Annotated in this window: 18 protein-coding genes; 13 read left to right on the plus strand and 5 right to left on the minus strand. The window is 64.1% G+C overall.

Translation table 11 applies throughout. The annotated features are described in order from the left end of the window. Positions 1–4 precede the first annotated feature (4 nt). The 7 genes from AACY13_RS01995 (at position 5) to AACY13_RS02025 (ending at position 8,137) form a co-directional block, all read left to right on the plus strand. Positions 5–1,759, plus strand: coding sequence for a carbamoyltransferase family protein (locus AACY13_RS01995; protein WP_339458884.1), 1,755 nt, complete (start codon positions 5–7; stop codon positions 1,757–1,759). Next, the gene (locus AACY13_RS02000) at positions 1,746–2,906 is read left to right on the plus strand and encodes a glycosyltransferase (protein ID WP_339458886.1); all 1,161 of its coding nucleotides are present in this window, start codon (positions 1,746–1,748) and stop codon (positions 2,904–2,906) included. The genes AACY13_RS01995 and AACY13_RS02000 overlap by 14 nt, the downstream gene beginning before the upstream one ends. Next, the gene (locus AACY13_RS02005) at positions 2,893–4,179 is read left to right on the plus strand and encodes a capsule biosynthesis protein (protein ID WP_339458888.1); all 1,287 of its coding nucleotides are present in this window, start codon (positions 2,893–2,895) and stop codon (positions 4,177–4,179) included. The genes AACY13_RS02000 and AACY13_RS02005 overlap by 14 nt, the downstream gene beginning before the upstream one ends. Next, complete coding sequence (locus tag AACY13_RS02010; protein WP_339458892.1) at positions 4,179–5,237, plus strand: polysaccharide pyruvyl transferase family protein; 1,059 nt, start codon at positions 4,179–4,181, stop codon at positions 5,235–5,237. Before AACY13_RS02005 ends, AACY13_RS02010 begins: the two co-directional genes overlap by 1 nt. 117 nt (positions 5,238–5,354) lie before the next feature. Next, positions 5,355–6,101: a glycosyltransferase family 25 protein gene (locus tag AACY13_RS02015; RefSeq protein WP_339458894.1), complete on the plus strand. Its 747-nt coding sequence runs from the start codon at positions 5,355–5,357 to the stop codon at positions 6,099–6,101. Between the two features lie 40 nt (positions 6,102–6,141). After that, positions 6,142–7,296, plus strand: a complete 1,155-nt coding sequence (locus AACY13_RS02020; RefSeq protein WP_339458897.1) for an O-antigen ligase family protein — start codon at positions 6,142–6,144, stop codon at positions 7,294–7,296. After that, positions 7,289–8,137, plus strand: a complete 849-nt coding sequence (locus AACY13_RS02025) for a lipopolysaccharide core biosynthesis protein (protein ID WP_339458899.1) — start codon at positions 7,289–7,291, stop codon at positions 8,135–8,137. Before AACY13_RS02020 ends, AACY13_RS02025 begins: the two co-directional genes overlap by 8 nt. Here AACY13_RS02025 and AACY13_RS02030 read toward each other — a convergent pair. Next, on the minus strand, positions 8,107–8,721 hold the full coding sequence (locus AACY13_RS02030) for a lipopolysaccharide kinase InaA family protein (RefSeq protein ID WP_339458902.1): 615 nt from the start codon (positions 8,719–8,721) through the stop codon (positions 8,107–8,109). The two genes, AACY13_RS02025 and AACY13_RS02030, sit on opposite strands and share 31 nt — an antisense overlap. Positions 8,722–8,757: 36 nt before the next feature. Between AACY13_RS02030 and msbA the strand changes: the two genes are divergently transcribed. The 5 genes from msbA to AACY13_RS02055 all read left to right on the plus strand — a co-directional run bounded on the left by msbA (position 8,758) and on the right by AACY13_RS02055 (position 16,834). Beyond that, positions 8,758–10,581 carry a lipid A export permease/ATP-binding protein MsbA gene (gene msbA / locus AACY13_RS02035; protein ID WP_339458905.1) on the plus strand — a complete coding sequence of 608 codons (1,824 nt, stop codon included), beginning with the start codon at positions 8,758–8,760 and terminating at the stop codon, positions 10,579–10,581. Positions 10,582–10,678: 97 nt separating this feature from the next. Continuing rightward, on the plus strand, positions 10,679–12,106 hold the full coding sequence (hldE, locus tag AACY13_RS02040) for a bifunctional D-glycero-beta-D-manno-heptose-7-phosphate kinase/D-glycero-beta-D-manno-heptose 1-phosphate adenylyltransferase HldE (RefSeq protein ID WP_339458907.1): 1,428 nt from the start codon (positions 10,679–10,681) through the stop codon (positions 12,104–12,106). A 183-nt stretch (positions 12,107–12,289) separates the two neighbouring features. After that, the gene (locus AACY13_RS02045) at positions 12,290–14,224 is read left to right on the plus strand and encodes an acyltransferase family protein (RefSeq protein WP_339458910.1); all 1,935 of its coding nucleotides are present in this window, start codon (positions 12,290–12,292) and stop codon (positions 14,222–14,224) included. A gap of 104 nt (positions 14,225–14,328) precedes the next feature. Continuing rightward, entirely contained in the window at positions 14,329–15,612 is a 1,284-nt protein-coding gene (locus AACY13_RS02050) for an acyl-CoA dehydrogenase family protein (RefSeq protein WP_339458911.1), read from the plus strand. A 13-nt stretch (positions 15,613–15,625) separates the two neighbouring features. After that, a complete protein-coding gene (locus tag AACY13_RS02055) occupies positions 15,626–16,834 on the plus strand; it encodes an acyl-CoA dehydrogenase family protein (protein ID WP_339458912.1) in 1,209 nt (402 codons plus the stop codon). A 122-nt stretch (positions 16,835–16,956) separates the two neighbouring features. On the opposite strand, the gene AACY13_RS02060 is transcribed toward AACY13_RS02055, so the two are convergent. The 4 genes from AACY13_RS02060 to AACY13_RS02075 form a co-directional block, all read right to left on the minus strand. Further along, entirely contained in the window at positions 16,957–17,859 is a 903-nt protein-coding gene (locus tag AACY13_RS02060; RefSeq protein ID WP_339458914.1) for a metal ABC transporter ATPase, read from the minus strand. Between the two features lie 63 nt (positions 17,860–17,922). Further along, on the minus strand, positions 17,923–18,738 hold the full coding sequence (locus AACY13_RS02065) for an aldo/keto reductase (protein WP_339458917.1): 816 nt from the start codon (positions 18,736–18,738) through the stop codon (positions 17,923–17,925). Further along, positions 18,738–19,910 carry an NAD(P)/FAD-dependent oxidoreductase gene (locus tag AACY13_RS02070; RefSeq protein WP_339458919.1) on the minus strand — a complete coding sequence of 391 codons (1,173 nt, stop codon included), beginning with the start codon at positions 19,908–19,910 and terminating at the stop codon, positions 18,738–18,740. The genes AACY13_RS02065 and AACY13_RS02070 overlap by 1 nt, the downstream gene beginning before the upstream one ends. 129 nt (positions 19,911–20,039) lie before the next feature. Further along, on the minus strand, positions 20,040–20,372 hold the full coding sequence (locus AACY13_RS02075) for a DMT family transporter (RefSeq protein WP_339458921.1): 333 nt from the start codon (positions 20,370–20,372) through the stop codon (positions 20,040–20,042). A gap of 236 nt (positions 20,373–20,608) precedes the next feature. Here AACY13_RS02075 and AACY13_RS02080 point away from each other — a divergent pair, with 236 nt between their 5' ends. Next, the gene (locus tag AACY13_RS02080; RefSeq protein ID WP_339458924.1) at positions 20,609–23,167 is read left to right on the plus strand and encodes a hypothetical protein; all 2,559 of its coding nucleotides are present in this window, start codon (positions 20,609–20,611) and stop codon (positions 23,165–23,167) included. Positions 23,168–23,496: the final 329 nt, after the last annotated feature.

Genomic DNA, 23,496 nt, shown 5'->3' on the forward strand with positions numbered 1-23,496 from the left:
ACCAGTGGCACTGACGATTCTCGGCCTTTCCGGCGCCCTCAGTCATGATCCATCCGCCGCCCTGTATATCGACGGCAAGCTGATCGCGGCCGTCGAAGAAGAGCGCTTCGTGCGCGACAAGCACGCGAAGAACCGCATGCCCTATGAATCGGCCAAGTTCTGTCTGGAGCAGGCCGGGATCAAGCCCTCCGACGTCGACGTGGTGGCCATTCCGTTCGCGCCGATCAGCATCTTCGAGAAGGCCCGCTGGCAGTACGCCAAGCGCTACTGGTACGCACCGGACCGCGCCCTCGACGCGATCCTGATGGGCAATCGCCGCTACAAGCGCTACTACAAACATATCCAATGGTGCCTGCAGCAGCTCGGCTTCGACCTGAAGAAGATCAAGATCGAGCCGGTCGAACACCACCTGGCTCACGCCGCCAGCGCCTATCACTGCTCGGGCTTCAAGGAAAAGACCGCGATCCTCGGCATCGACGGCAAGGGCGAGTACGCCACCACCTTCTTCGGCTACGGCGAGAACGGCAAGATCCACAAGATCAAGGAATTCTTCGATCCGGATTCGCTCGGCGGTCTGTACGGCGCGATCACCGAATTCCTCGGCTTCGAGATGCTCGACGGCGAGTTCAAGGTGATGGGCATGGCACCCTATGGCGACGCCAGCAAGTACGACTTTTCGCGTCTGGCCAAGTTCGAGAACGGTGAGTTGGTGATCAACACCGACTACGCCAACGTCATCGGCCTGCGCCGTTATAAAGAAAACGGCAAGGGCTTCTACTTCTCCAAGAAGTTGATCGAGTGGCTGGGCCCCAAGCGTCAGGGCGATATCGCCGACGACCCCTATATCCATTACGCCGCCAGCATGCAGGCGCTGTTCGAGAAGCTGGCGCTGCAGATGATGGAGCACTACCTGGGTGACATCATCCGCGAGACCGGCAAGATCGCCTTCGCCGGCGGCTGCGCGCTGAACGTCAAACTGAACCAGAAGATCATCGCCCGCGACGACGTCAAGGAACTGTTCGTCCAGCCTGCTTCCGGCGACGCCGGTACCGCGGTGGGTGCGGCCGCTTACATCTCGCATCAGCGCGGTGTGCCGGTGGAGAAGATGGAGCACGTTTACCTCGGCCCGTCCTACTCCAACGAAGACGTGATCGCCGCCTGCGCCCGCCACCCGAGCAAGCCAGTGTTCAAACAGATCGACAATATGCCGCAGCGCATCGCCAAGATCATGGTCGACGCCAACCCAGTGGCCTGGTTCCAGGGCCGCATGGAGTTCGGTCCGCGGGCCCTCGGCGGCCGTTCGATCATCGGTTGCCCGAGCGTGCCAGGCGTAGCCGACCGGATCAACGAGCAGATCAAGTTCCGCGAGCGCTGGCGCCCCTTCTGCCCGTCGATGCTCGACAGCGTCGGCCCGCAGATGCTCAAGGTCGACCACCCGAGCCCCTTTATGACCTTCACCTTCGAAGTCAATGAAGAGTGGAAGAGCCGCGTCGGCGAAGTGGTGCACGAGGATGGTACCTCCCGTGCCCAGGTGCTCAAGCGCGAATACAACCCGCGCTACTACGACATGATGCTCGAGCTGGAAAAGCTCACCGGCAACGGCGTGTCGCTGAACACCTCGCTGAACCGCCGCGGCGAGCCGATGATCTGCTCGCCCACCGACGCGCTGAACATGTTCTACGGCTCTGACCTGCAGTACCTGATCATGGAAGACATCCTCGTGGTCAAGGACGGCAAGGATTGGTATGAGAACATCTGAGACCGGTAACGCTCAGCCCCAGTGGGTGCTGCAGTTTTGCCACGGCTATGACGGGCCGTTTCTGGACTGTGCCCGGCAGTACGCCAGTCTGTTTGCCGGGACGCGCTACAGGGTGTGCACGGTGTTTCTCACCGGCGCACCGGACCCTGCGGTCGTGGCGGGCTGCGCCTCCGATGAGGTGCTGTTTCTCGATTACAGCTCCAGGGACGTGCGTGGCCTCAAGTTGCGCGCGATGCGGGATCTGCGTGCGCTCGTGCGCACCCGGGACTTCCGCCTGTGCATTGCCCACCGCTTCAAGCCGGCCTATATCGCCTGCCTGGCAACGGGCTTGCCGGTTATCGGGGTAAACCACGCCTTCGGCGTCTATCAGCGCTGGCCGCGGCGGCTGTTCGCCCAGATCTTTCGTCGCCGTTTGAGCCTGCTGGCGGTGTCCGAGTCGGTGCGCGACGATATTCGCCGCTGCTTGCCGGCCTGGCCGGCGACGCGCATCGAGGCCCTCTACAACCGCATCGACGTCGAGCAGTTGCAGGCGCTGCAGCTCGACCGCGCACAGGCCCGCGAGGCGCTGGGTTTGCCCGCGCAGGCCTGGGTGGTGGGCAATGTCGGGCGCCTGCACCCGGACAAGGATCAGGCCACGCTGATTCGTGGCTTCGCCCGGGCGCTGCCGCAGCTGCCAGCCGGTAGTCTGCTGGCCATACTCGGCAGCGGCCGCCTGGAGGACGCCCTCAAGGAGCTGGCACGCGAGCTAGGGGTGGCGCGCCAGGTCGTGTTTCTCGGCCAGGTCGCAGAGGCCAGGCGCTACTTCAAGGCCTTTGATGCATTTGCCCTGAGCTCCGACCACGAGCCGTTCGGCATGGTGCTGCTGGAGGCCATGGCCGCCGGTGTGCCCCTGCTCGCCACCGCCTGTGGCGGGGCCCGTGAAGTGGTCGAGGGCCTGGGTATCCTGTTTCCCCTGGCGGACCCGGATGCCTTGGCCCAGGGCATGTGCCACCTGGCGCAGCTCGATGAAGCCCAGCGCCTGGCGTGCGCGGCGGCGATGCAGCAGGCGCTGCTCGAGCGCTTCTCCGATGCGGCGATAACGCGCCGGTTCTGGACCCTGCCGCTGGTCGCTGCTGCCCTCGGGGAGGGCGCATATGGGCGAGAGTAAGCCAGCCGTGCCGGGCCCGGGAGCCTGGGCCGCCAAGGCGCGAGCGCTGGATCGCTATCGCTGGCTGCTGTTGCGTGAACAGCATGGCCGTCTCGGTGCCGCTGTGCGCTATGGCCGCGATGCGCTGCTGGATCTGCTCTTCGGCATTCGTGCCCGCCTGGCCCTGCCCGCGGCCGACGTGCTTGCCGAGCCCTGCGATTTTCTGCTGCTGCAAGGCGCGCCCAAGGTCATTCCGCTGCAGCGGAAAAAACGCCTGATCGAGACCCTGCGCGCCCGGGGCTACCACCTGGTCGAAGCCGGTCAGGAGGACCCGCGCCATATCATCGCCGGGCGCATGCTGGCGCGCCCGGCACAGCCCGTGCCGCTGCGTTACTTCGGTTATGCGGCCTATGCCGAATGGCTGGTGCAGCGCCATGCTCCGCAGCTGCTGATCAATGATCGCAACGGCAGTTTCTGTTCGCCCTTCTTGCGTCTGGCCCTGAATACCCGCGGGCGTCTGCTGGTGCACCTGGCCCATGCCAGCACGGTGGAAAGCTCGCGGCGGCTGGGGATGAACGACTACGACTATTACCTGCTGTTCGGTCAGAGTTCGCTGCAGGCCCTGCAGGCGCGGGCACTGCGCTTTGGTTCCTCGCGGGTGATTCTGGCCGGCTCGCATATGATCGACCGCACCTTCGAGCTGCCGCCGGCCGCGGTCGAGCTGCGCAGCGTGCTGCTGCTCGGCGTGGGCCCGGACAAGGAAAAGCAGCCCGACTACCTGGCCACCTATGCCCTGCTGGTGAACTGGGCCAAGCAGAACCCGGGCTATCGCGTGCTGGTCAAGCGTCACCCACGCAGCCGCGCGCAGTTCTGGCAGGAGGCGGTCGAGGCCAGCCCCAATATTGTCCTGCTGCCCGGCGACTGCTCCCTGGCGGCGGCGCTGGAACAGGCGTCGATAGTCGTCAATATCATGTCCAATGCGGTTATCGAAGCCGGCCTGGCGGCGCGCCCGGTGATCTATATGAATTGCACCGATGACCAGGATGTACTGGCTCAGGCGCAGTATTTCGGTCCGGCCGTACGCAGCGTCGACGAACTGGCGCGGCGGCTGAGCGAGGTCGAGGGCGCTTATGCGGCGTCCATTGCCCGGGCCCAGGACTTCTCGAAATTCCATCTGGAAAATGCCTTTGCCGGCCTCGAGGCGAGTAGCCAGATTCTCTGCGCGCTGCATGGCCGGCGTGTGGACGGACTTGCCTGGCAGCGCCTGGATACGACGATTACGGAGTGCGGGTAGTGATCAATGCCTTGCTGTTCAACGATACCTCCTATGAAAAGCATCATGGTTCGCAGCTGGTGGTGCGGCAGATCTACGCGCTTGCCAAGGAGGCCGGCATCAGCATCAGTCGTGCCTGTCCGATGCGCCATGACTGGCGCAACAACGAGCAGCTGAAAGCGGACATCCGCCGTGCCGATCTGTGCCTGATCAATGGTGAGGGCACCCTGCATGACGATGCTCCGCAGGCCCTGATGCTCGGCGAGCTGGCCAGCTACTGTCGGCAGCATGGCGTGCCCTGTTTCCTGATCAACAGTGTCTGGCAGCGCAATGAGCAGCTACTGGCCCATGCGGGTGATTTTGCCGGCATCTATCTGCGCGATGAGTTCAGCCAGCGTGAGCTGGCGGCCCAGGGCGTGGCGTGCAAGGTGGTCCCGGATCTGACCCTGAGCTATAGCCATCAGCCCGCCGCCCGCGAACAGCGCTCGGGCTATCTGGTCAGTGACAGCGTGTTCAGCACGCGCACGCTCGAGGCCTGGGCCGAGGTATGCCGGGCCAGTCGCGCCGATATCGGTTTTCTGAGTATCAAGAACCTGCCGATTATCCAGGTCGGCAAGGGCTTTCCCGATTACTGCATCAAGAGTATCGCCAAGCTTTTTCAGTCCAGTCGGGGGTGGCTGCAGAGCCATTTCAGGCGTTACCCGGCGGCGCTGCCGCCCGAGCAGATCGATATGCTCCGGTGGCGCTACAGTGCCCTGGGGCTGGCGCGATTCTTGAAGCGGTTATCGAGCTCCGGCGGTGTGGTCACGGGGCGGTTTCACTGCGTGACCCTGTGTTTTGTCACGCGCACGCCCTTTTATGCGATCGGCTCGAACACCCACAAGATTCAGGCGCTGTTGCTGGAAGCCGGGTTGCCCGGGCGGATTCAGGAATCCTATGGCGCGGCGCTGGCTGCCCGCGAAGAAATCGGCTTTTCTGCTGTCGAACGGCAGCATCTGGAGGCCTTTCTGCTGGACTGCCAGCGCCGGGCAAAGGACATGTTCGCTGAAATTGTCGAGCAGGCCAGGACGTTCAAATGATGCGGCCGGCTGAGCGTGCGCCGGGATGTGTGGCGCTGGCGAGCGCTGTTGTTTATCTTGCCTGCGGCCTTTGCGGATCTATTGGCCCGAGTATCGAGAAGAGTGAGGGAGTGCTTGGTGGACGATAGGCTGGAGAGTTGGCCCTTCTTCGAGCATGCCCGTGTGATCAACCTGGACACGCGCGCCGATCGCTGGGATGCGATGCAGCGGCAGTTTAAGCGTCTGGGCATCGAGGGTGTGCAGCGGTTTGCGGCGATAAGCCCGGGCGCGGAGGTCGTCGAGCAGGAGGCGTTGAAGCCACTGCGCGAGTTTCTGACGCGGGTCGACGGCGACAGCGAGCGGCTCGAGGGCAAGCTGCGCGCGACCTGGGGCTGCATGCTCAGTCACCTGGGCATCATTCGTGAAGCCAAGGCGCAGGGCTGGCCCCATGTGCTGATTCTCGAGGACGATTGCGAACTCGAACCCTACGCCTTGCCGGTATTGCGGCGGGCGGCCGAGCAGTTGGCGGCGCAGCCCTGGGACATGCTGTACCTGGGGGGCACCTTCAAGAAGGGTGGCAAGCGCAGTCGTTATTCCGCGAACCTGGAGCGTGCCAGCCGTATTCGCCTGGGGCATGCCTATGTGGTCAACGCGCGGCTCTACGACCGCATCCTCGCCGAGTGCGGGGAGTCCGGCCTGCCGATCGATTGGTACTATTCCGAAGTGCTGCAGTCCCAGGTCGAGTGCTTTCTGCTGCGTCCCGTGCTGGCCTATCAACGCTTGCTCGATATGAGCGATATCGAGTCGGTGGTGCGCAGGCCGGAATTCAAGACGCGCAAGACCCTGCGTCGCTTGTGGAGCCGCCTCCGCTATGGGGCGCGCTGAGCTGGCGGGTGCGTCTGTGACGGGTGTCTGGACGCGCGCCGTGCTGGTGAAGTGGCTGGCCGTCGGGCTGATCTGGTGGCTGGTTGGCATGCTGCTGATGGGCAGCAGCAAGTTCTACCATCAGGCCCTGATGGCGTTGTTCTGGCTACCCGGGCTGCTGGCGCTGCTGGTCCATGCCGAGGTGCGCCGCCAGTGGCTGCAGCCGCTGGCGCTGGCGCTGCTGGTGCTGATGGCATGGTCGGCCACTTCCGCACTTTGGGCACCGCAGTTCGAGACCCGGGAGCTGAAGATATTCTTCTATATATTCCTGGCGGCCAATGCGCTGATTGCCCTGGCCGCTCTTGAGCCGGCGCTGCTGCGCAGGAGCCTTGTCCTCAGCGGCCAGGCGGTCGGTGGGCTGGCGTGGCTCAGTGCGTTCTGGTTCTACGGCTGGGCGGGCAATACCTGGGGCACCCGGCTGGTCGGTACGGGCATCGTCGATCATCCGATTCTGGCCGCCCAGCTGTTCGGGGCCATGGGGATTGTCCTGCTGTACCTGCGCCGGGAGCTGCCCGCCACCCTGCAGGGGGCTGCCTGGCTGTTCGGCTGTTGCGGTTTCGTGGTGTTTCTCGCGCTCAGCCAGTCCAAGGGGCCGTGGCTGGCGGCATTGCTGACCCTGCTGCTGGCTCCGCTTTGGCACCGTAGCGCCCGGTTGTTGCTGGTCAGCGCGGGCTGTGCCGGCGGCGCGGTTCTGGCGGCGCTGGTCTGGCCGGAGCTGCTGCTGCAAAGGGGCCTGTCATACCGCCCCGAGCTGTTTGTGCAGGCCCTTGGGCTGATCGAGCAGCGGCCGCTTCAGGGTCTGGGTATTACCGCTGACTACCTGTTGCGGGTGCCTTCGTCGGGCCGCTACTTCGAGCACGCGCACAATATCTATCTGCATATCGCCGTGACCCTGGGGTTGGTCGGACTCGCCGGTTGGCTGGCGTTGCAGGCCCTGGCGCTGAGCGCGGCATGGCGGCTACGCGAGCATGTCGAGGGGCGTATGCTGTGCGCGCTGTTGTGTTTCGCGGGTATCGCATTATTGACTGATGGTATCGGCCCCTGGGTCAAACCCCGCGAGGAGTGGTTCTGCCTCTGGTTGCCGATATTTCTGGTGATGGGCTTGGCCGTACAAGGGCGAGCAGGGACGATTCGGATGGCGGCAAAGTATGAGTAGAGTCGATCGACAGCTGACGCTGGAGCAACAGCTGCAGGCGTATTGGAATGATGGGCAGGCATTCGCCGCTTGCCGTGGCAGCTGCTCCGGGGCGGTCTTCGTGGTGGCATCCGGGCCTTCGGCAGCGGACTTCCCGATGGAGCGTTACCGGCATATCCCGATGATTGCCATGAATGGCTCGATCATGCGCTTTGTCGAGGCGGACCTCAGCCCTTTGTTCTATATCTGCGACGACCGCGGGTTTGTCCGCCTGCGCCAGCCGCTGGTGAGCCAGGGCATCGCCCGCTCCCAGCACGCGGCCCTGGGCTACGGCGCGCTGGAGGTGCTGCTGCAGGAGGCACCCGAAGCGGTCGATGGCCACTCCGTGTACCTGATGCAGCGCAGCAATCGCCCGCTGAACGGACGGGCGCTGTCGGATCGCCGTTATGCCTGGAGCGTGCGCAAGGATCCGGATATGGCGTGCCGCTTTTCCCTGTTCCGGCAGAAGCCGAACCGTGTGGGTTTCAGTCGCAACATGAGCAAGGGCTATTTTGGCGGCAGGACCATCCCCTTCGCGGCCCTGCAGCTGGCCTGTCACCTGGGCTTCTCGCAGGTGTTCCTGGTCGGCGTGGATATGAACGCGCAGCCGGGGCGCTTTTATGAACAGGGCGAGGCGGCTTTGCCGACCCGGCTCGATGAAGACTATGAGGATTACATCTTGCCCAGCTTCCAGTTACTGGCTGAGCAGGTCGTCGGTCCGGGGTTTCAGGTGTTCAACCTTTCGCAAACCAGCCGGCTGCCGGTGGATCTGGTCCCGGTCATCGATCTGAATCAGCTGGATGCCTTGCTGGCTTCGTCATAGCAGCGCATCAGGTCATCCCAGGGGAAGTTCTGCACACTGCGACGCAGCAGATAACCGCGCAGGTGCTCGAAGTTGCGCCGAATCAGGGTGGGGCGCAGGGGGCGATTCTTGAAGCGGATATCGAGAAAGTCGATCAGACCGAAATCGTCGTCCGGGGTGTACAGGATGTTGCCCAGATGCAGGGAGCGGAAATAGATGCCGCGTTGATGCAGCCGATAGATATAGCGGCCCAGTTGCGGCAACAAGGCATCGAAGCGGGCGCGTGAGTTATGGAACAGCTTGTCCAGCGGCGTGCCTTCCAGGGGGCGGTAGAGGCAGGCGCTCACGGCCTGGTCGCGGTCGATCCAGCAACTCTCGTGGATCCTGGGGGTCTTGATACCGAGGCGCTGCAGGTGCTCCGCACGTTCGGCGAAACGGCGCGAGTCGGGGCGTAGGCGGGCGATCAGCGGCAGACGCCGGCTGCGGAAGATCTTGACGATGTCGCCTTCGGGCAGACGGATTACCTTGGGGCCTTTGCTGTCTTTTTCCAGAACATCGCCGGCACTCAGCCAGCCTTGCAATTCGTTCGCTGTTACAATCCGCATCTTTGTCTCTCTAGCCAGTCGTATGAGGCTTGCCGAATGGCCAATTCTACCCAGCAATCCAGTCTGAAAGTGTACTTACGGTTGCTGCGCTATGTGCTGCCCTACTGGGGGCTGTTCGCCATCAGTATTCTCGGCTTCCTGATTTTCGCCTCTACGCAGCCGATGCTGGGCTATATCCTCAAGTTCTTTGTGGACGGATTGAACAACCCCGAGGCGAGCTTCTTCGCCGCTGTGCCGTACCTGCGTGACATCGCCTGGTTGAGCCAGTTGAAGCTGTTACAGGCCGTGCCGATGCTGATCGTGCTGATCGCGCTCATGCAGGGTATCGGCTCCTTTCTCGGCAACTATTTCCTCGCCAAGGTTTCCTTGGGCCTGGTGCATGATATGCGGGTGGCGCTGTTCAATAACCTGTTGACCCTGCCCAATCGCTATTTTGACAACCACAACTCCGGCCATCTGATTTCCCGCATTACCTATAACGTGACCATGGTCACCGGGGCGGCCACCGATGCGATCAAGGTGGTGGTGCGCGAAGGCATGACCGTCATCTTCCTGTTTGCCACGCTGCTGTGGATGAACTGGCAGCTGACTTTGGTGATGGTCGCGATTCTGCCCATCATCGGCCTGATGGTCGTCAGCGCGAGCAAGAAATTTCGCAAGCAGAGCAAGAAGATCCAGCTGGCGATGGGCGACGTGACCCATGTCGCCTCCGAAACCATTCACGGTTACCGGGTGGTGCGCAGCTTTGGTGGCGAAGATTACGAGCAGCAGCGTTTCTGCAGTGCCAGCACCGAGAACCGGCACAAGCAACTGAAAATGGTAAAGACCAACGCGGTCTACACCCCGAGCCTTCAGCTGGTCATCTACAGCGCCATGGCGGTGTTGATGTTCCTGGTACTGCTGTTGCGCGGGGATGCCTCGGCCGGCGATCTGGTGGCCTATATCACCCTGGCGGGGCTGTTGCCCAAGCCGATCCGGCAGTTGTCCGAGGTCAGCTCCACGGTGCAGAAGGGCATTGCCGGTGCCGAAAGCATTTTCGAGCAACTCGACGAGGCCCCGGAGATCGATCGCGGCACCCAGGAGCGCGAGCGCGTCAGCGGGCGGCTGGAAGTGGTCAACCTGAGCTTCCAGTACGAGGGCACCGACAAGCCGGTACTGGACGACATCAGCTTCGTGGCCGAGCCCGGGCAGATGGTGGCGCTGGTCGGCCGTTCCGGCAGCGGCAAGTCGACCCTGGCCAACCTGATTCCGCGCTTCTACCACCATGATCAGGGGCAGATCCTGCTCGACGGGGTGGATGTCGAGGAGTACACATTGCGCGACCTGCGGCGGCATATCGCCCTGGTCACCCAGCATGTGACCCTGTTCAACGATACGGTGGCCAACAATATCGCCTACGGCGACCTGGCGGGCGCGCCGCTTGACGATGTGCGCAAGGCCTCGGAGCTGGCCTACGCGGCCGAGTTTATTGAACAGATGCCGCAGGGCTACGCCACCCTGGTGGGCGAAAACGGCGTGCTGCTGTCCGGCGGCCAGCGTCAGCGCCTGGCGATCGCGCGGGCCCTGCTCAAGGATGCGCCACTGTTGATTCTGGACGAGGCCACCTCGGCCCTCGATACCGAGTCCGAGCGGCATATCCAGGGCGCGCTGGACGAAGTGATGAAAGGGCGTACCACCCTGGTGATCGCCCACCGCCTGAGCACCATCGAGAAGTCCGACCTGATTCTGGTGATGGACAAGGGGCGGATCGTCGAGCGCGGCACCCATGCCGAGCTGCTGGCGCTCAATGGCTATTACGCGCGTCTGCACGAGAAGGACTTTGTCGATGCGCTGCAGCCGGTCCCGGAGTCGGCGACCTGAATGTCCGAGGGCTTGTGTGGCCGTTGGCTGCCGGGGGCTTGGCGGGCGTGACCAATGTTATGATTTGCGCAGATTTTCTGCCGTTTTCGGGGTGTTTATGAAATTGTCCATGCCGCGTTTCGACCAGGCCAGTGTTCTGGTGGTGGGCGATGTCATGCTCGATCGTTACTGGCATGGCGGCACTTCGCGGATCTCCCCGGAGGCACCGGTGCCGGTGGTCAAGGTCGAGCAGATCGAGGACCGTCCGGGTGGCGCGGCCAACGTCGCGCTGAACATCGCCGCCCTGGGTGCGCCAGCCGTGCTGGTGGGCGTGACCGGTCGCGATGAGGCCGCGACGAGCCTGAGCAACAGCCTGCAGGCCGTGGGGGTCAGGACCCATTTTCAGTCCATCGAGAGCCAGCCGACCATCGTCAAGTTGCGGGTCATGAGCCGCCATCAGCAATTGCTGCGCATGGATTTCGAGGAGCCTTTCAATACCGACAGCGCGGCCATGGCCGCCAGCGTCGAGGCGCTGCTGGACGGCATCAAGGTGCTGGTGCTGTCCGACTACGGCAAGGGCGCGCTGCAGAACCACCAGGCTTTGGTGCAACTGGCGCGCGACAAGGGCATTGCGGTGCTGGCCGACCCCAAGGGCAAGGACTTCTCGATTTACCGCGGAGCCAGCCTGATTACCCCGAACCTGCACGAGTTCGAAACCATCGTCGGGCATTGCCGCGATGAGGCCGAGCTGGTGGCCAAGGGCGCGGCGCTGATGACCGAGCTGGAGCTCGGCGCGCTGCTGGTGACCCGCGGCGAACACGGCATGACCCTGTTGCGTCCGCAACAGCCAGCGCTGCATCTGCCTGCCCGGGCCCGTGAGGTGTTCGACGTCACCGGTGCCGGCGACACGGTGATTTCCACCCTGGCCGCCAGCCTGGCGGCGGGCGAAGAACTGCCGCAGGCGGTGGCCCTGGCCAACCTGGCGGCCGGCATCGTGGTCGGCAAGCTCGGCACGGCGGCCATCAGCGCACCGGAGCTGCGCCGCGCAATTCAGCGCGAAGCCGGTTCAGAGCGTGGCGTGCTGGGCCTGGAGCAACTGCTACTGGCCATCGAAGATGCACGCGCCCATGGCGAGAAAATCGTCTTTACCAATGGCTGCTTCGACATTCTGCATGCCGGTCACGTGACCTATCTGGAGCAGGCCCGGGCCCAGGGCGACCGTCTGGTGCTGGCGGTCAACGACGACGCCTCGGTCAGCCGGCTGAAAGGGCCGGGGCGGCCGATCAACTCGGTCGACCGGCGCATGGCGGTGCTGGCCGGTCTCGGCGCGGTGGACTGGGTGGTGAGCTTCAGCGAAGACACCCCGGAAAACCTGCTGCGCGCGGTCAAGCCGGATGTGCTGGTCAAGGGCGGCGACTACGGCCTGGAGCAGGTGGTCGGGGCCGAGATCGTCACCGCCTACGGCGGCGAAGTGCGGGTGCTGGGGCTGGTGGAAAACAGCTCGACCACGGCCATAGTCGAAAAGATTCGCGACCGCTCCCGGTGATGCCTCTGCGCACCCACTTCTGCGGGTGCGCGGCTGCATGGCAGGGCGCTGCTGCACCCCAGCCGCCCGGCGTCTTGACCCATATCCACAGACTGGCTGCTTCGGCGGGTACTTGCCTTTTTATCCCTAATCGCTCGGCGGGCTTCGGCCCGCAGGCAGCCCAGGCCAAGGGACAAGTCCTGCATGAACACTGGGTTTCGTAGCGACATCAACGGTTTGCGAGCCTGGGCCGTCATGGCCGTGGTGCTTTATCACTTTGCCGTGCCGGGCCTGGTTGGCGGCTTTGCCGGCGTCGATGTGTTCTTCGTCATTTCCGGCTTTCTGATGACCTCGCTGGTCTTCGTGGGTCTGGAAAACCGGCGCTTTTCCCTGTGGCGCTTTTACCTGGCCAGAGCCCGACGGATTTTCCCGGCCTTGCTCGTGGTATGCCTGGTGGTGCTGGCCGTGGGCTGGTGTGTGTTGATGCTGGACGAGTACCAGCAGCTGGGCCGGCATGTACGCGACAGCCTGCTGTTTATCTCCAACATTCGCTACTTCAAGGAATCGGGCTACTTCGACGCGGCGTCCCATGAGAAGTGGCTGCTGCATACCTGGTCGCTGTCGGTGGAATGGCAGTTCTATATGGTGTTGCCGGTGTTGTTGCTGCTGGTGTGGAAGCTGTTCCCTGGCCGCCGCGCGGCCTTTATCGCCCTGGCCACGCTGTTTGTCGCCTCATGGCTGGTGTGTCTGGTCTGGACCCTGAACGAGCCGGACCGGGCCTTCTATCAACTGCAGGCGCGGGCCTGGGAGATGGCGGCCGGCGGCTTGCTGTTTTTCCTCGCCCAGCGCTTTCGCCCACGTGCTGCCGTTGCCAAGGCGGCCGAGTGGTCAGGTTTCGCGATGATCGTCGCGACCTTCCTGCTGGTCGATGCGCAGGCGCTCTGGCCGGGCTGGCTGGCGCTGTTGCCGGTCGGCGGCACCTGCCTCGTGCTGCTGGCGGGCCGCGAGCGCTCGTGGCTGAGCGGCACGGCCCTGACGCAATGGCTGGGCAGTCGCTCGTACTCGATCTATCTGTGGCACTGGCCGCTGGTGGTGGGGTTGGCCTATATGGGGCTGCTGGAGCAGCCGCAATGGCTGGTGGCGGGTGTGCTGCTGAGTGTGCTGCTCGGGCATCTCTCCTACGTGCTGATCGAGGAGCCGGTGCGCAAGGGCGGACGCGTCTGGGCTCCGCGGTGGGAGGTGCTGGTGCTGTGCTGCAGCCTGCTGCTGGTGGCGACGATGGGGCAACTGGTGCGCAAGACCGGGGTGCCCGAGCGCTTGTCCGCGGCGGTTATCGAACTGGAGGCGCAGCGGCAGAACCGCAATCCGCGCCAGAAGGAATGCCTGGACACGGGCGAGCCCTGCCGCTACGGCGGGGAGCGCATACGCCTGTTGCTGCTGGGCGACAGTCACGCCGATACGCTGGTCACGGCCATCGTTGACAGCCTGCCGACCGCGCAGGATGGCCTGTTCTTTCGCGGTCTGCCGGGCTGCCTGATGCTTATCGGGGCGAAGGACATCGATCCGGAGCGCACGGGTTGCCTGCAGCTCAACCAGTGGATGGTCGCCGAGCAGGAGTCGCTGTATCCGGGCGTGCCGATGTTGCGCGTGGAGCGCACCTCGTTCCATGTATGGGGCGGGCTCGACCCGGATGAAGAACAGCCCCTGGGCACCCCCGGCGTGTATTTCTCGCAGAAATACGATGAAACCACGGCCGAGTTCCTGCAGGAGTTCCGCCAGGAGTATGTGGCCACGGCGTGTCGCCTCACGGCCATTCGGCCCCTGTACCTGATGCGGCCCATCCCGGAAATGGGCATCAATGTGCCGCTGGCCATGGGGCGGGCGCTGCTGCTCGGCAAGTCCCGCGAGCCATCCATCAGCCTCGAGGCCTATCACCAGCGCAATGCCTTTGTCTGGAGCGTGCAGGACCAGGCCCGTGAGCAGTGCGGCGCGCAGATCCTCGACCCGCTGCCCTACCTCTGCGACGCACGGCGCTGCTATGGCAGCCGTGATGGCAAACCGCTGTACTACGATGACGATCACCTCAGCGAATACGGTAATCGGCTGCTGCTGCCGCTGTTCAAAACGCTGTTCGACTGATTGCTCTGCTGGCTTTGCTGCCGTAGCCAGGTGGCGCGGCGGTCATAGCCGCTCGCTGTGCTGGCGCGCATTATCCTGGCATCCCCCGTATGGAGCGAGATGCCATGACTGCCAATATCCAGGGCCGTGCCCTGGCCATGTTGAACCGATTCGCCCAGGCCGACTGGCCGGATCGTCTGAAACTGCGCAAGCCCGTCGAAAAGCTTATCTACAGCGGTAGCCGGGCGAGCTTTCGCGCCGCCGCGCAGCGTGCCGACAAGGCGGGCGGTACGCCGCGGCCAGTTGCCGCGGATGGCCTGTTCGACCTGTCGCTGTCCGACGAGCAGCAGATGCTGGTGGAGATGCTCGAAGCCTTCGCCGGCGAAGTGCTGCGGCCCCTGGCCCATGACGCCGATGCACAGGCGGCGCTGCCGGCGGCCTTGCTCAACCAGGCCCACGAGCTGGGCTTGACCCATTACGCGGTGAGCGAGGCCCAGGGCGGCATGGCGGGGGAGCGCACCACCCTGAGCAATGCCCTGATCGCCGAGGCGCTGGGCAAGGGCGATCTGTCCCTGGCCGCGGCCCTGCTGGTGCCGTTGTCGGCGGCCAACTGCATCCGCCGCTGGGGCAATGCCACGCAACAAGGGCGCTGGCTGCCGGCCTTCGTCGGTGATGAGCCGGCCCCGCTGATGGCCATCGCGGTCAATGAACCCACGCCGTTATTCGACCCGCAGCAGTTGCAGACCCGCGCGCACAAGCGCGGTAAGCACTATCTGCTCAGTGGCGAGAAATGTCTGGTGCTGCGCGGCCTGGATGCCAGCCAGCTGATCGTCGCGGCCCAGGCCGCCGATGGTCCCGGGCTGTTTATCGTCGAGGCCGGAGCCAAGGGGCTGCAGCGCAGCCCGCAGCCGGCCATGGGCCTGAAAGCCGGCAGCACTGCGCGTATCCGCCTGAACAAGGTCAAGGTGGCGCAGGAGGCGCGCCTGGCGGGCGAGGGCTTCGACTACCAGAGCTTTCTCGATCACGCCGCTCTGGCCTGGTGCGCCCTGGCCGTCGGCACGGCCCAGGCGGCGCTGGACTACGTGATTCCCTACTGCAATGAGCGGGTGGCCTTCGGCGAGCCGATCAGTCACCGCCAGGGCGTGGCCTTTATGGTCGCGGACATGGCGGTGGAAGTGGACGCCATGCGCCTGATGGTCTGGCGCGCCTGTGCCCGTGCCGAACAGGGCCTGACGTTCCAGCGCGAGGCCTATCTGGCGCGCCTGCTCTGTAGCGAGAAGGCGATGAAGATCGGCACCGATGCCGTGCAGCTGCTCGGCGGCCACGGTTTTACCAAAGAGCATCCGGCCGAGCGCTGGTACCGCGATCTGAGAGCGCTGAGCATTATGGCCGGCGGCTTGCAACTTTGAAGGGGCACAACGCATGAATCTGGAAACCCCGAAGAAATTCCAGGGCCTGGTCACCCAGGCCCATCAGGTGGCGGAGCATTATTTCCGACCGATTTCGCGCAAGTACGACAAGGCCGAGCATGCCTACCCCAAGGAGTTGGATCTGCTCGCCGCGTTGCTCGACGGCATGAACGCCGGTTCCCCGGATGCCATTGGTGCCACCTCGGCGAGCAAGCGTGGCGCGGCCCGTGAGCAGCAGGAAGGCATCAAGAACGGCGGCAATATGTCCGCGCTGCTGGGGGTGATGGAGCTGTGCTGGGGCGATGTCGGCCTGCTCCTGGCCATGCCGCGCCAGGGCCTGGGCAATGCGGCCATCGCCGCGGTGGCCAATGACGAACAGCTGGCACGCTTCGGCGGCACCTGGGCGGCCATGGCCATCACCGAGCCGGGCTGCGGTTCGGACTCGGCGGCGATTCGCACCACGGCGGTGAGGGATGGCGATCACTACGTGCTCAACGGCGAGAAGATCTTCGTCACCTCCGGCGAGCGCGCCGCTGCTGTGGTGGTTTGGGCCACCCTGGACAAAGGCATGGGCCGGGCGGCGATCAAGTCCTTCGTGGTCGAACATGGCACGCCGGGCATGGCGGTGACGCGGCTGGAGAAGAAGCTCGGGATCAAGGCCTCGGACACTGCTTCGATCAGCTTCAGCGACTGCCGGGTACCGGCGGCCAACCTGCTGGGCAACCCGGAAATCGATGTGCAGAAGGGGTTCGCCGGGGTCATGGAGACCTTCGACAATACCCGCCCGCTGGTGGCCGGCATGGCGGTGGGCGTGGCCAAGGCCTCGCTGGACCGTACCCGCGAACTGCTCAAGCAGCACTGCAAGCTGGATTACCGCAGGCCGCTGCTCGGCGTCAGCCACGCCGAGGCGACCCTCTATCGCCTGGAGGCCGAGTGGGAAGCCGCCCGCCTGTTGACCCTGAAAGCCGCCTGGATGGCCGACAACAAACTGCCCAACTCCAAGGAGGCGTCAATCGCCAAGGCCAAGGCCGGGCGGGTGGCCAATGAAATCACCCTCAAGTGTGTCGAACTGGCCGGGGCCCTGGGTTACGGCGAGGACGAACTGCTGGAGAAGTGGGCGCGGGACTCGAAGATCCTCGACATCTTCGAAGGCACCCAGCAGATCCAGTTGCTGATCGTGGCGCGGCGATTGCTGGGCAAGAGTTCCGGCGAGTTGAAATAGCCGGCGCGCCATGCACCTTTTCAAGCCGTCCCTGTTTGCCCCGTCTTGACGGTTGTGCCGTTCACTTAAACCGAGTGAGCGGCATTTTTTTCTAGCCGCCGTGCTTATGCCTCCCAGGCCTGCTAGGCCTTGGCGGTGCGTTTGGCTGGCTGCAGCTTCTGCTGGCCAAGCCAGTCCTTCCAGCTGATCCGTTCGTCGCGTACCAGCCAGCCGTCCTGGGGCGCGAAGCTTTCCGCCAGCCACAGGCCGCGGGTGCTGGCCGGGCGCAGCTGGCCGTGGCTGAGGGTAAAGAGTTCGGCGCTGGGCTGGCCCTGCACCAGCGGCAGCAGAAACAGGTCGGGGCGCGTGCGGTCGAGGCGGGCGATCAGCTGGCCATCCTCCAGGTGCTCATCGACATGCAGCAGGCTCAGCTGGCGGATCTCCTTGGGCAGTTGCAGGTGCAGGTCGTATACCAGTTGCAGCGAGGCGGTCGGCAGGTGCACGTAGGCCCGCGGCCGTTCCAGCAACTTGAGGTTGCCGCATTGCACCGGGCGCGCCGCGCCGGACAGCGGACTCAGGCTGAAATGCGTGGTTTCCCGGTAACGCAGGCTGGCTTGGTAGGGGGTTGGCAGCCAGGTGCTGCCGAAGCGTCCGCCCAGCCAGCCTTCCGGAGTCTCCAGCAGGCATTCTTCGGCCACCTCCTGGATGGCGGTGAGCAGCGGCAGATTGAGCTCGTGGGCCGGCACATAGCCGGAGATCAGCTTGAGCACCACATCGCCGCGATCGACGCGCCGTTGGCGCACCAGCAGCCAGTAGTCGCGGCCCTGCCAGCTGAGGGTCAGGCGCACCGAGACGCCCAGGTTGGCCAGTTCCACGGCAAAGCGCTGGCTGTCGTCGACCGTCACCGGCTGGCGTTTTTCCAGCATCTGGCTGAAATTCAGCGGTCTGCCCAGGCCCTGGTAGCACAGGCCCTCGGGCGTGGCCTCGACGAACAGCTGCAGGGTCTTGAAGCTGCTGGGGTCCTTGCGGATCAGGTCGCGCGGCATGGCAACTCCTAGCTGGCGTGGCTGTGGCCGGACAGCTTGGCATAGTTGGGCAGGCGTGAAAGCTTAGGCAATATCCTGTAGCACAGCCGCCGCGGTGGCGACGTTTTGCGTCAGGTGTTCGGGGTTGATGGTGCCGATAATCGCGCTGCTGACCGCCGGGTGGGCGAAGATCAGCTCGAAGCTGGCACGCACCGGGTCTTCTCCGGCCTGCAGGGCATGGCCGCTGGCCAGGGCCTTCTTGATCAGGATGCCCTTGCCGTGGGCCTCGGCGTAGTCGAGCACCGGCAGTTCGGCCTGCTCGCTGAGGTTGTAGGTGACCATGGCGATATCGCCCTGCTGCAGGGCCAGCAGACCGCCGTCTACGGTCTTGCCGGAGAGGCCGAAGGCGCGAATCTTGCCCTCGCGCTTGAGCTCGGCCAGGGTTTCGTAGACGCCGCTGTTCTGCAGGATGGCGACATCGTTGCCGTCCGAGTGAACCAGCACCAGGTCGATAAAGTCGGTCTGCAGGCGATTGAGGCTGCGCTCCACGGAAAAGCGCGTGTGTTCGGGGCTGAAGTCGAAGCGCGACTGGCCGTTCTCGAATTCTTCGCCGACCTTGCTGACGATCACCCACTGCTGGCGCTGGCCGCGCAGCAGGGGGCCGAGGCGGGTTTCGCTGCTGCCATAGGCCGGGGCGGTGTCGATCAGGTTGATGCCCAGGTCATGGGCCAGGGCCAGCAGCTGCCGCGCCGCGGCATCGTCGGGAATGCTGAAGCCATTGGGGTATTTCACCCCCTGGTCGCGGCCGAGCTTGACCGTGCCCAGGCCCAGTGGCGAAACCAGCAGTTCGCTGGCACCCAGCGGGCGGTGCAGGTTGTGCAGGCTATGCAGTGCGTGCATTAGAACAGTTCCTCCCAGGCGGCGGGGGCGACGGCCGGACGCGGCAGCGCGGGCAGCGGCCTGTGGCTGGCGGGCTGGATGGCGTCGCGGGCCAGGGCGGCGAGCACGCGGTCGGCAAAGTCCGGGGCTAATGCCAGTTTAGTCGGCCAGCCGACCAGCAGCCTGCCCTGTTCGTCGAGAAAGGCATTGTCCGGGCGGACCAGGCCCGATTGCGCCGGCTCGGCGCGCTCGACCCGCAGGGTGGACCAGTGTGCGGCCGACAGGTCGACCCAGGGCAGCAGCTCGCTCAGCTCGCGCCGGGCTGCCTCGATCTGCGCCGCTTCGTCGCGGGCCACGCCCTCGGCTTCGGCCAGGTCGCCGCCCAGGTACCAGACCCATTCGCCGTCGGCGGCCGGATGGGTGGTGACGGTGACCCGCGGCTTCGGTCCGCCGCCCAGGCAGTGGGCGTACAGCGGTTTCAGGGTCGGCCCCTTGACCAGCACCATATGCAGCGGGCGCAACTGCTGGGCGGGCTGGCTCAGACCCAGGGCCGCGAGCAGCTCGGCATTGCCGCGGCCGGCGCTGAGAACGATGCGCTGGGCGCGGATCTCACGGCCATCGACAATCAGCCCGGCCAGTTCGCCATTGTCCCGCAGCGGTCCGATGCATTCGGCGGCCAGCAGGCCATCGCCGGCCAGCTCGGCCAGGCGCGCGATCAGGCTCGGCACATCCAGCACCAGCTCGGCCAGGCGATAGACCTTGCCCTTGAATTTGGGATGTTGCAGGGCCGGCGGCAGTTGTTCGCCCTTGACCTGATCGACCCGACCGCGCACTGCCTTGCTGGCGAAGAAGCTGGTGATATTGCCGGCCAGGCTGCCGGGGGACCACAGGTAGTGGGCATCGGAGAGCAGGCGCACGCCGGTCAGATCCAGCTCGCCATTGCCCTGGAGGGCTTCGCGCCAGCGCCGCGGCATATCGGCGATGGCCTCCGAGGCCCCGGACAGTGCGCCGTGCAGGGCGTATTTGGCCCCGCCGTGGATGATCCCCTGGGATTTCACGCTCTGCCCGCCGCCGAGTCGGGCGTTTTCCACCAGCAGGGTGGCAAAGCCCTGGCGGCGCAGGCGCGCATTCAGCCAGAGACCGGCGATACCGCCGCCAACGATCAAGACATCAGTGCTCAGGGCCTGGGACATGCGTGGATCTCGTCGGGAAAACAGGCGCGCAGTATAACGGCAAGCGGTCAGCGCTAAGCCATACGCGGCACGTTCGAGGGCGTATAGAGGCCGCTGTGGTTACTGGCCGCTTGCCACTCAAGCCTGTCGTCAATGCCCGACGCTTTGTGAGAACAGCTGGATGACCACCACCCCGGCGACGATCAGGCCCATGCCGAGCATGGCCGGCAGGTCCAGGCGCTGCTGGTAGAGAAACACCGCGGCGATGCTCACCAGGACGATACCCAGGCCCGCCCAGACCGCATAGGCGACGCCCACCGGGATGGTTTTCACCACCAGGCTGAGCATCCAGAACGAGATGCCGTAGCCGACCACGACCAGCAGCAGCGGCAGGGGTTTGCTGAAGCCGTCCAGGGCCTTCATCGAGGTAGTGGCGATGACTTCGGCGGTGATGGCGATGGCGAGATAGAGATAACCGCTCATAAAAGTGCTCCAGCGCTGGGTGTGCGGTGCATGTAGGCACCTTAGGGAAAATAAAGTGAACCGCTACTGGGGCGAGCTCCGACAGAGGGTGACAGGCTACCCAAATTGGAGTCCCTTATGTGCCGCCTTGATTTAGAAAGAGTGCGTTTGTCTACTGGCGTTGAGTATGCCCGGTTGTTTCGTTTCGGCGCACTCACGTTGCATCGTGTGGCAGTGGTCTTGTCGCGTGTGCACAAATGAGCGTCACCTGGCTGCCGTGCTGGCAGATCTCCCCCCGCGCAGCGGATCAGTTTGCGACGTGTGAGCGTGCTCTAGCGCACTGTTCTGATGGCGATCTGCTTAGTGGCCGTGCGCCAGCAGGCAAGGTTGGCTATGGTCACTTTGCCAGCTTCAGGTTTAAAGGGTCAGGACTTGCTTACCCAGGCGCTTGTTGGGCGTCGGCTTTACCCGTCCGAGTCGGGGCGATCCCAGCTAACCTGTGGCGAAACAATAACAACAATAGAGCTGCGGCAGCGTTATGTAACCCGCGCAAAAGAGCATCCGGGGCAAGGGCAGCACAGCGTGCCGGCCTGGTCTCAGCAATTGAAGCGTGCATGCATGGAAGCAAGGTAGCCTGGCCGCGCGACCCAACCATAGGTTTCGCCATGAATACTTTGCGATATACCCAGCAGCGCCTTCGGCGGGGGGCTTCTTTTTTGTTGCTCGGTGCCCTTGCCGGCAACGTTCAAGCCGAGTTGGTGCTCAGCCTAGAGCCTGCGCAAAACCATTTGAGTTTCAGTGTGCCACTCAGTGAGCCTTTGGCTGCGGGTGATCAGTTAGCTGTTGAGCTGGATGGTTATGACGTCACTGCCTTGCTCAGCTGTACGGCGGGTGACTGTCAGCTGGCCCTGCCGGTGCCTTTGAGTGCTGGCACGCATCCATTGCGGGCAATGATCTTTTACGACAACGGCGATATCGCCACCGTGCTGGAGGCTCGCGTACAGGTTGCTGACGGTGAAGGTAGCGTGGGCGCGGGCGAGCAAGGCGCGGCACCAGGGGCTGCGGCTAATGACACGTCTGCGGCGGCAGTGCGCGGCGCTTCGGCGATGGTGGTGCGCCAGAGCGTCAGCGCCTTGTTCAGCAGTGGTTATCGCCTGGACGAAAAACAGCCGAGTAACTATCGCGGTGTTCCGCGATTGGCCAGTAATGGTGGGCTGAGTTATCGCGGTAGCGGTGAAAGTACCGGGTGGCGCTGGGATGCCGAGTTGGACGCGATGTACGACAGTCTTAGTGAAAGTAATCCTGACGGTGATCAGTGGGTGCTACCCAATTACCGTCTTGCCGCCTCACGTGGCACCGGCCTTGGGCGTCAGGGGCTGGCGTTGGGCACTTACAACCTGGCCCGCGAAAACCTACTGTTCAGCGCCTACCAGCGGCGTGGGGCCGTGGTGAGCGTGGGCGATGATGTAGGTAGCCCACTGAAGCTCGATGTATTCGCGCTACAAAGCGAGCCCATCACGGGTTACAACAGCCGCCTGGGTTACCCGAGTAATTCCCAGGAGCGCAGTAGCGGGGCACTCTTGACCCTGAGCCCTTGGCAGGATGCGCCGCAGTTGCTGCAACTGAGCAGTGGCTTGATCAAGGGTGAAACCACCGACAGTGGTACCGGTATGTGGACGCCTGATGAGCAGGCTCGCTATGGCGGCGACACCTGGAACCTGGCAGTGGATTCCCGCTTGGGCGATAACAGCGTGTGGCTGCATGCTGACTACGCCCGTGCCAGTTTCGACAGCGATGGTATTGGCTATGGCCAGGATGAACGCAGCGACAGCGCTCACGAATTGCTGGCGCAGTTCAACTCCGGTAGCTGGCTGCCCGCCGGCCCTTTCGACCAGTGGACCCTGACCTTGCAAAACAAGCAGGTCGGCCTGGATTTCTTCACCCTGGGTAACCTCGGCTTGCCGGGCGACTTACAGCTCAACCGTGCCAACTGGCTTGGCTATCTGGGCAGCCTGCAGTTAGAGGCAGAGGTCGCGCAGGAAACCAATAATCTTGATGACCGGGCTGATGTGGCCAACCAGGCGGTCGACCGTCAGCGGTTCAGTGCCTATTACTTCCCGATGGTGGATGCCGGCGCGCTGCCTTGGCGATTGCTCGGCGTACCCTCGTTGAATGCCGGCCTGACCCGCACGCGTCGGCACCAGGATCGCGCTGATGCCCAAGTGGTGGGTTATGACCTCAACGACGAGACATTAGAGCGTCTGGCCGGCGTCAGCTTCTACCACAATCGCTGGAATTGGTCGGTGCAACAGACCTGGCAGGACACCCAGGACTATTCCAATCCGGTCGAACAGCAGGGCTTTCTGGTGTACACGCCGCCTTCTGATCAGCGCAACCGCTTCACGACCGTGCAAGTCGGCTTTATGCCCATGGAGGGGCTGAGCGTCTCTACCAACTGGCAATGGAACAAGCTGCAGCAAACAGATGACGACAATATCTCCCGCAGCACAGGCCAGGGGCTGGATCTGGCCTGGCAAATAGTGCCGCAGCGCTGGCGTCTGAATGCCTCGTATTTTCGCGGGCATGACAGCAGCCGTTTCGGCAATGAGGACTTCCTCGGCGATGACCTGCGCCAGCAAACCGCCAACCTGCAGCTGACCTGGAGTGTGAGCCAGCCGCAGGGTCTGCAGCCGGGGCTCGATTGGTTTGTCAAAACCAGTTACGCCAAGCTCGACAGCAAACTCTTCAATCAAGGCATGGAAGACTGGCAGGTTCTGCTCGGTTTCGACCTGCGTTGGGATACCCACACTCAGTGACAGTTTTCCTGCGCGCTTTTCAGTTGGCGTGCTACTGGAGATGATCATGGACAGACAAAGAATGTCGAAGTTTTTCACCGCCTTGATGCTGGTTTTACTGGTGCCTGTGGCCTTAGTTGAAGCAGCTCTGCCGGGCCAGCCTCCACAGCCGGGCCAGCCGCCACAGCTAGGTCAGCCTCCACAGCCGGGCCAGCCGCCACAGCTAGGCTCGCCGCCACAGCCGGGCCAGCCGCCACAGCTAGGCTCGCCGCCACAGCCGGGCCAGCCGCCACAGCTAGGCCAACCGCCACAGCCGGGCCAGCCGCCACAACTAGGCCAACCTCCGCAGT

Origin of the sequence: Pseudomonas sp. EA_105y_Pfl2_R69 (assembly GCF_963970915.1) — a bacterium.
Taxonomy (GTDB): Bacteria; Pseudomonadota; Gammaproteobacteria; order Pseudomonadales; family Pseudomonadaceae; genus Aquipseudomonas.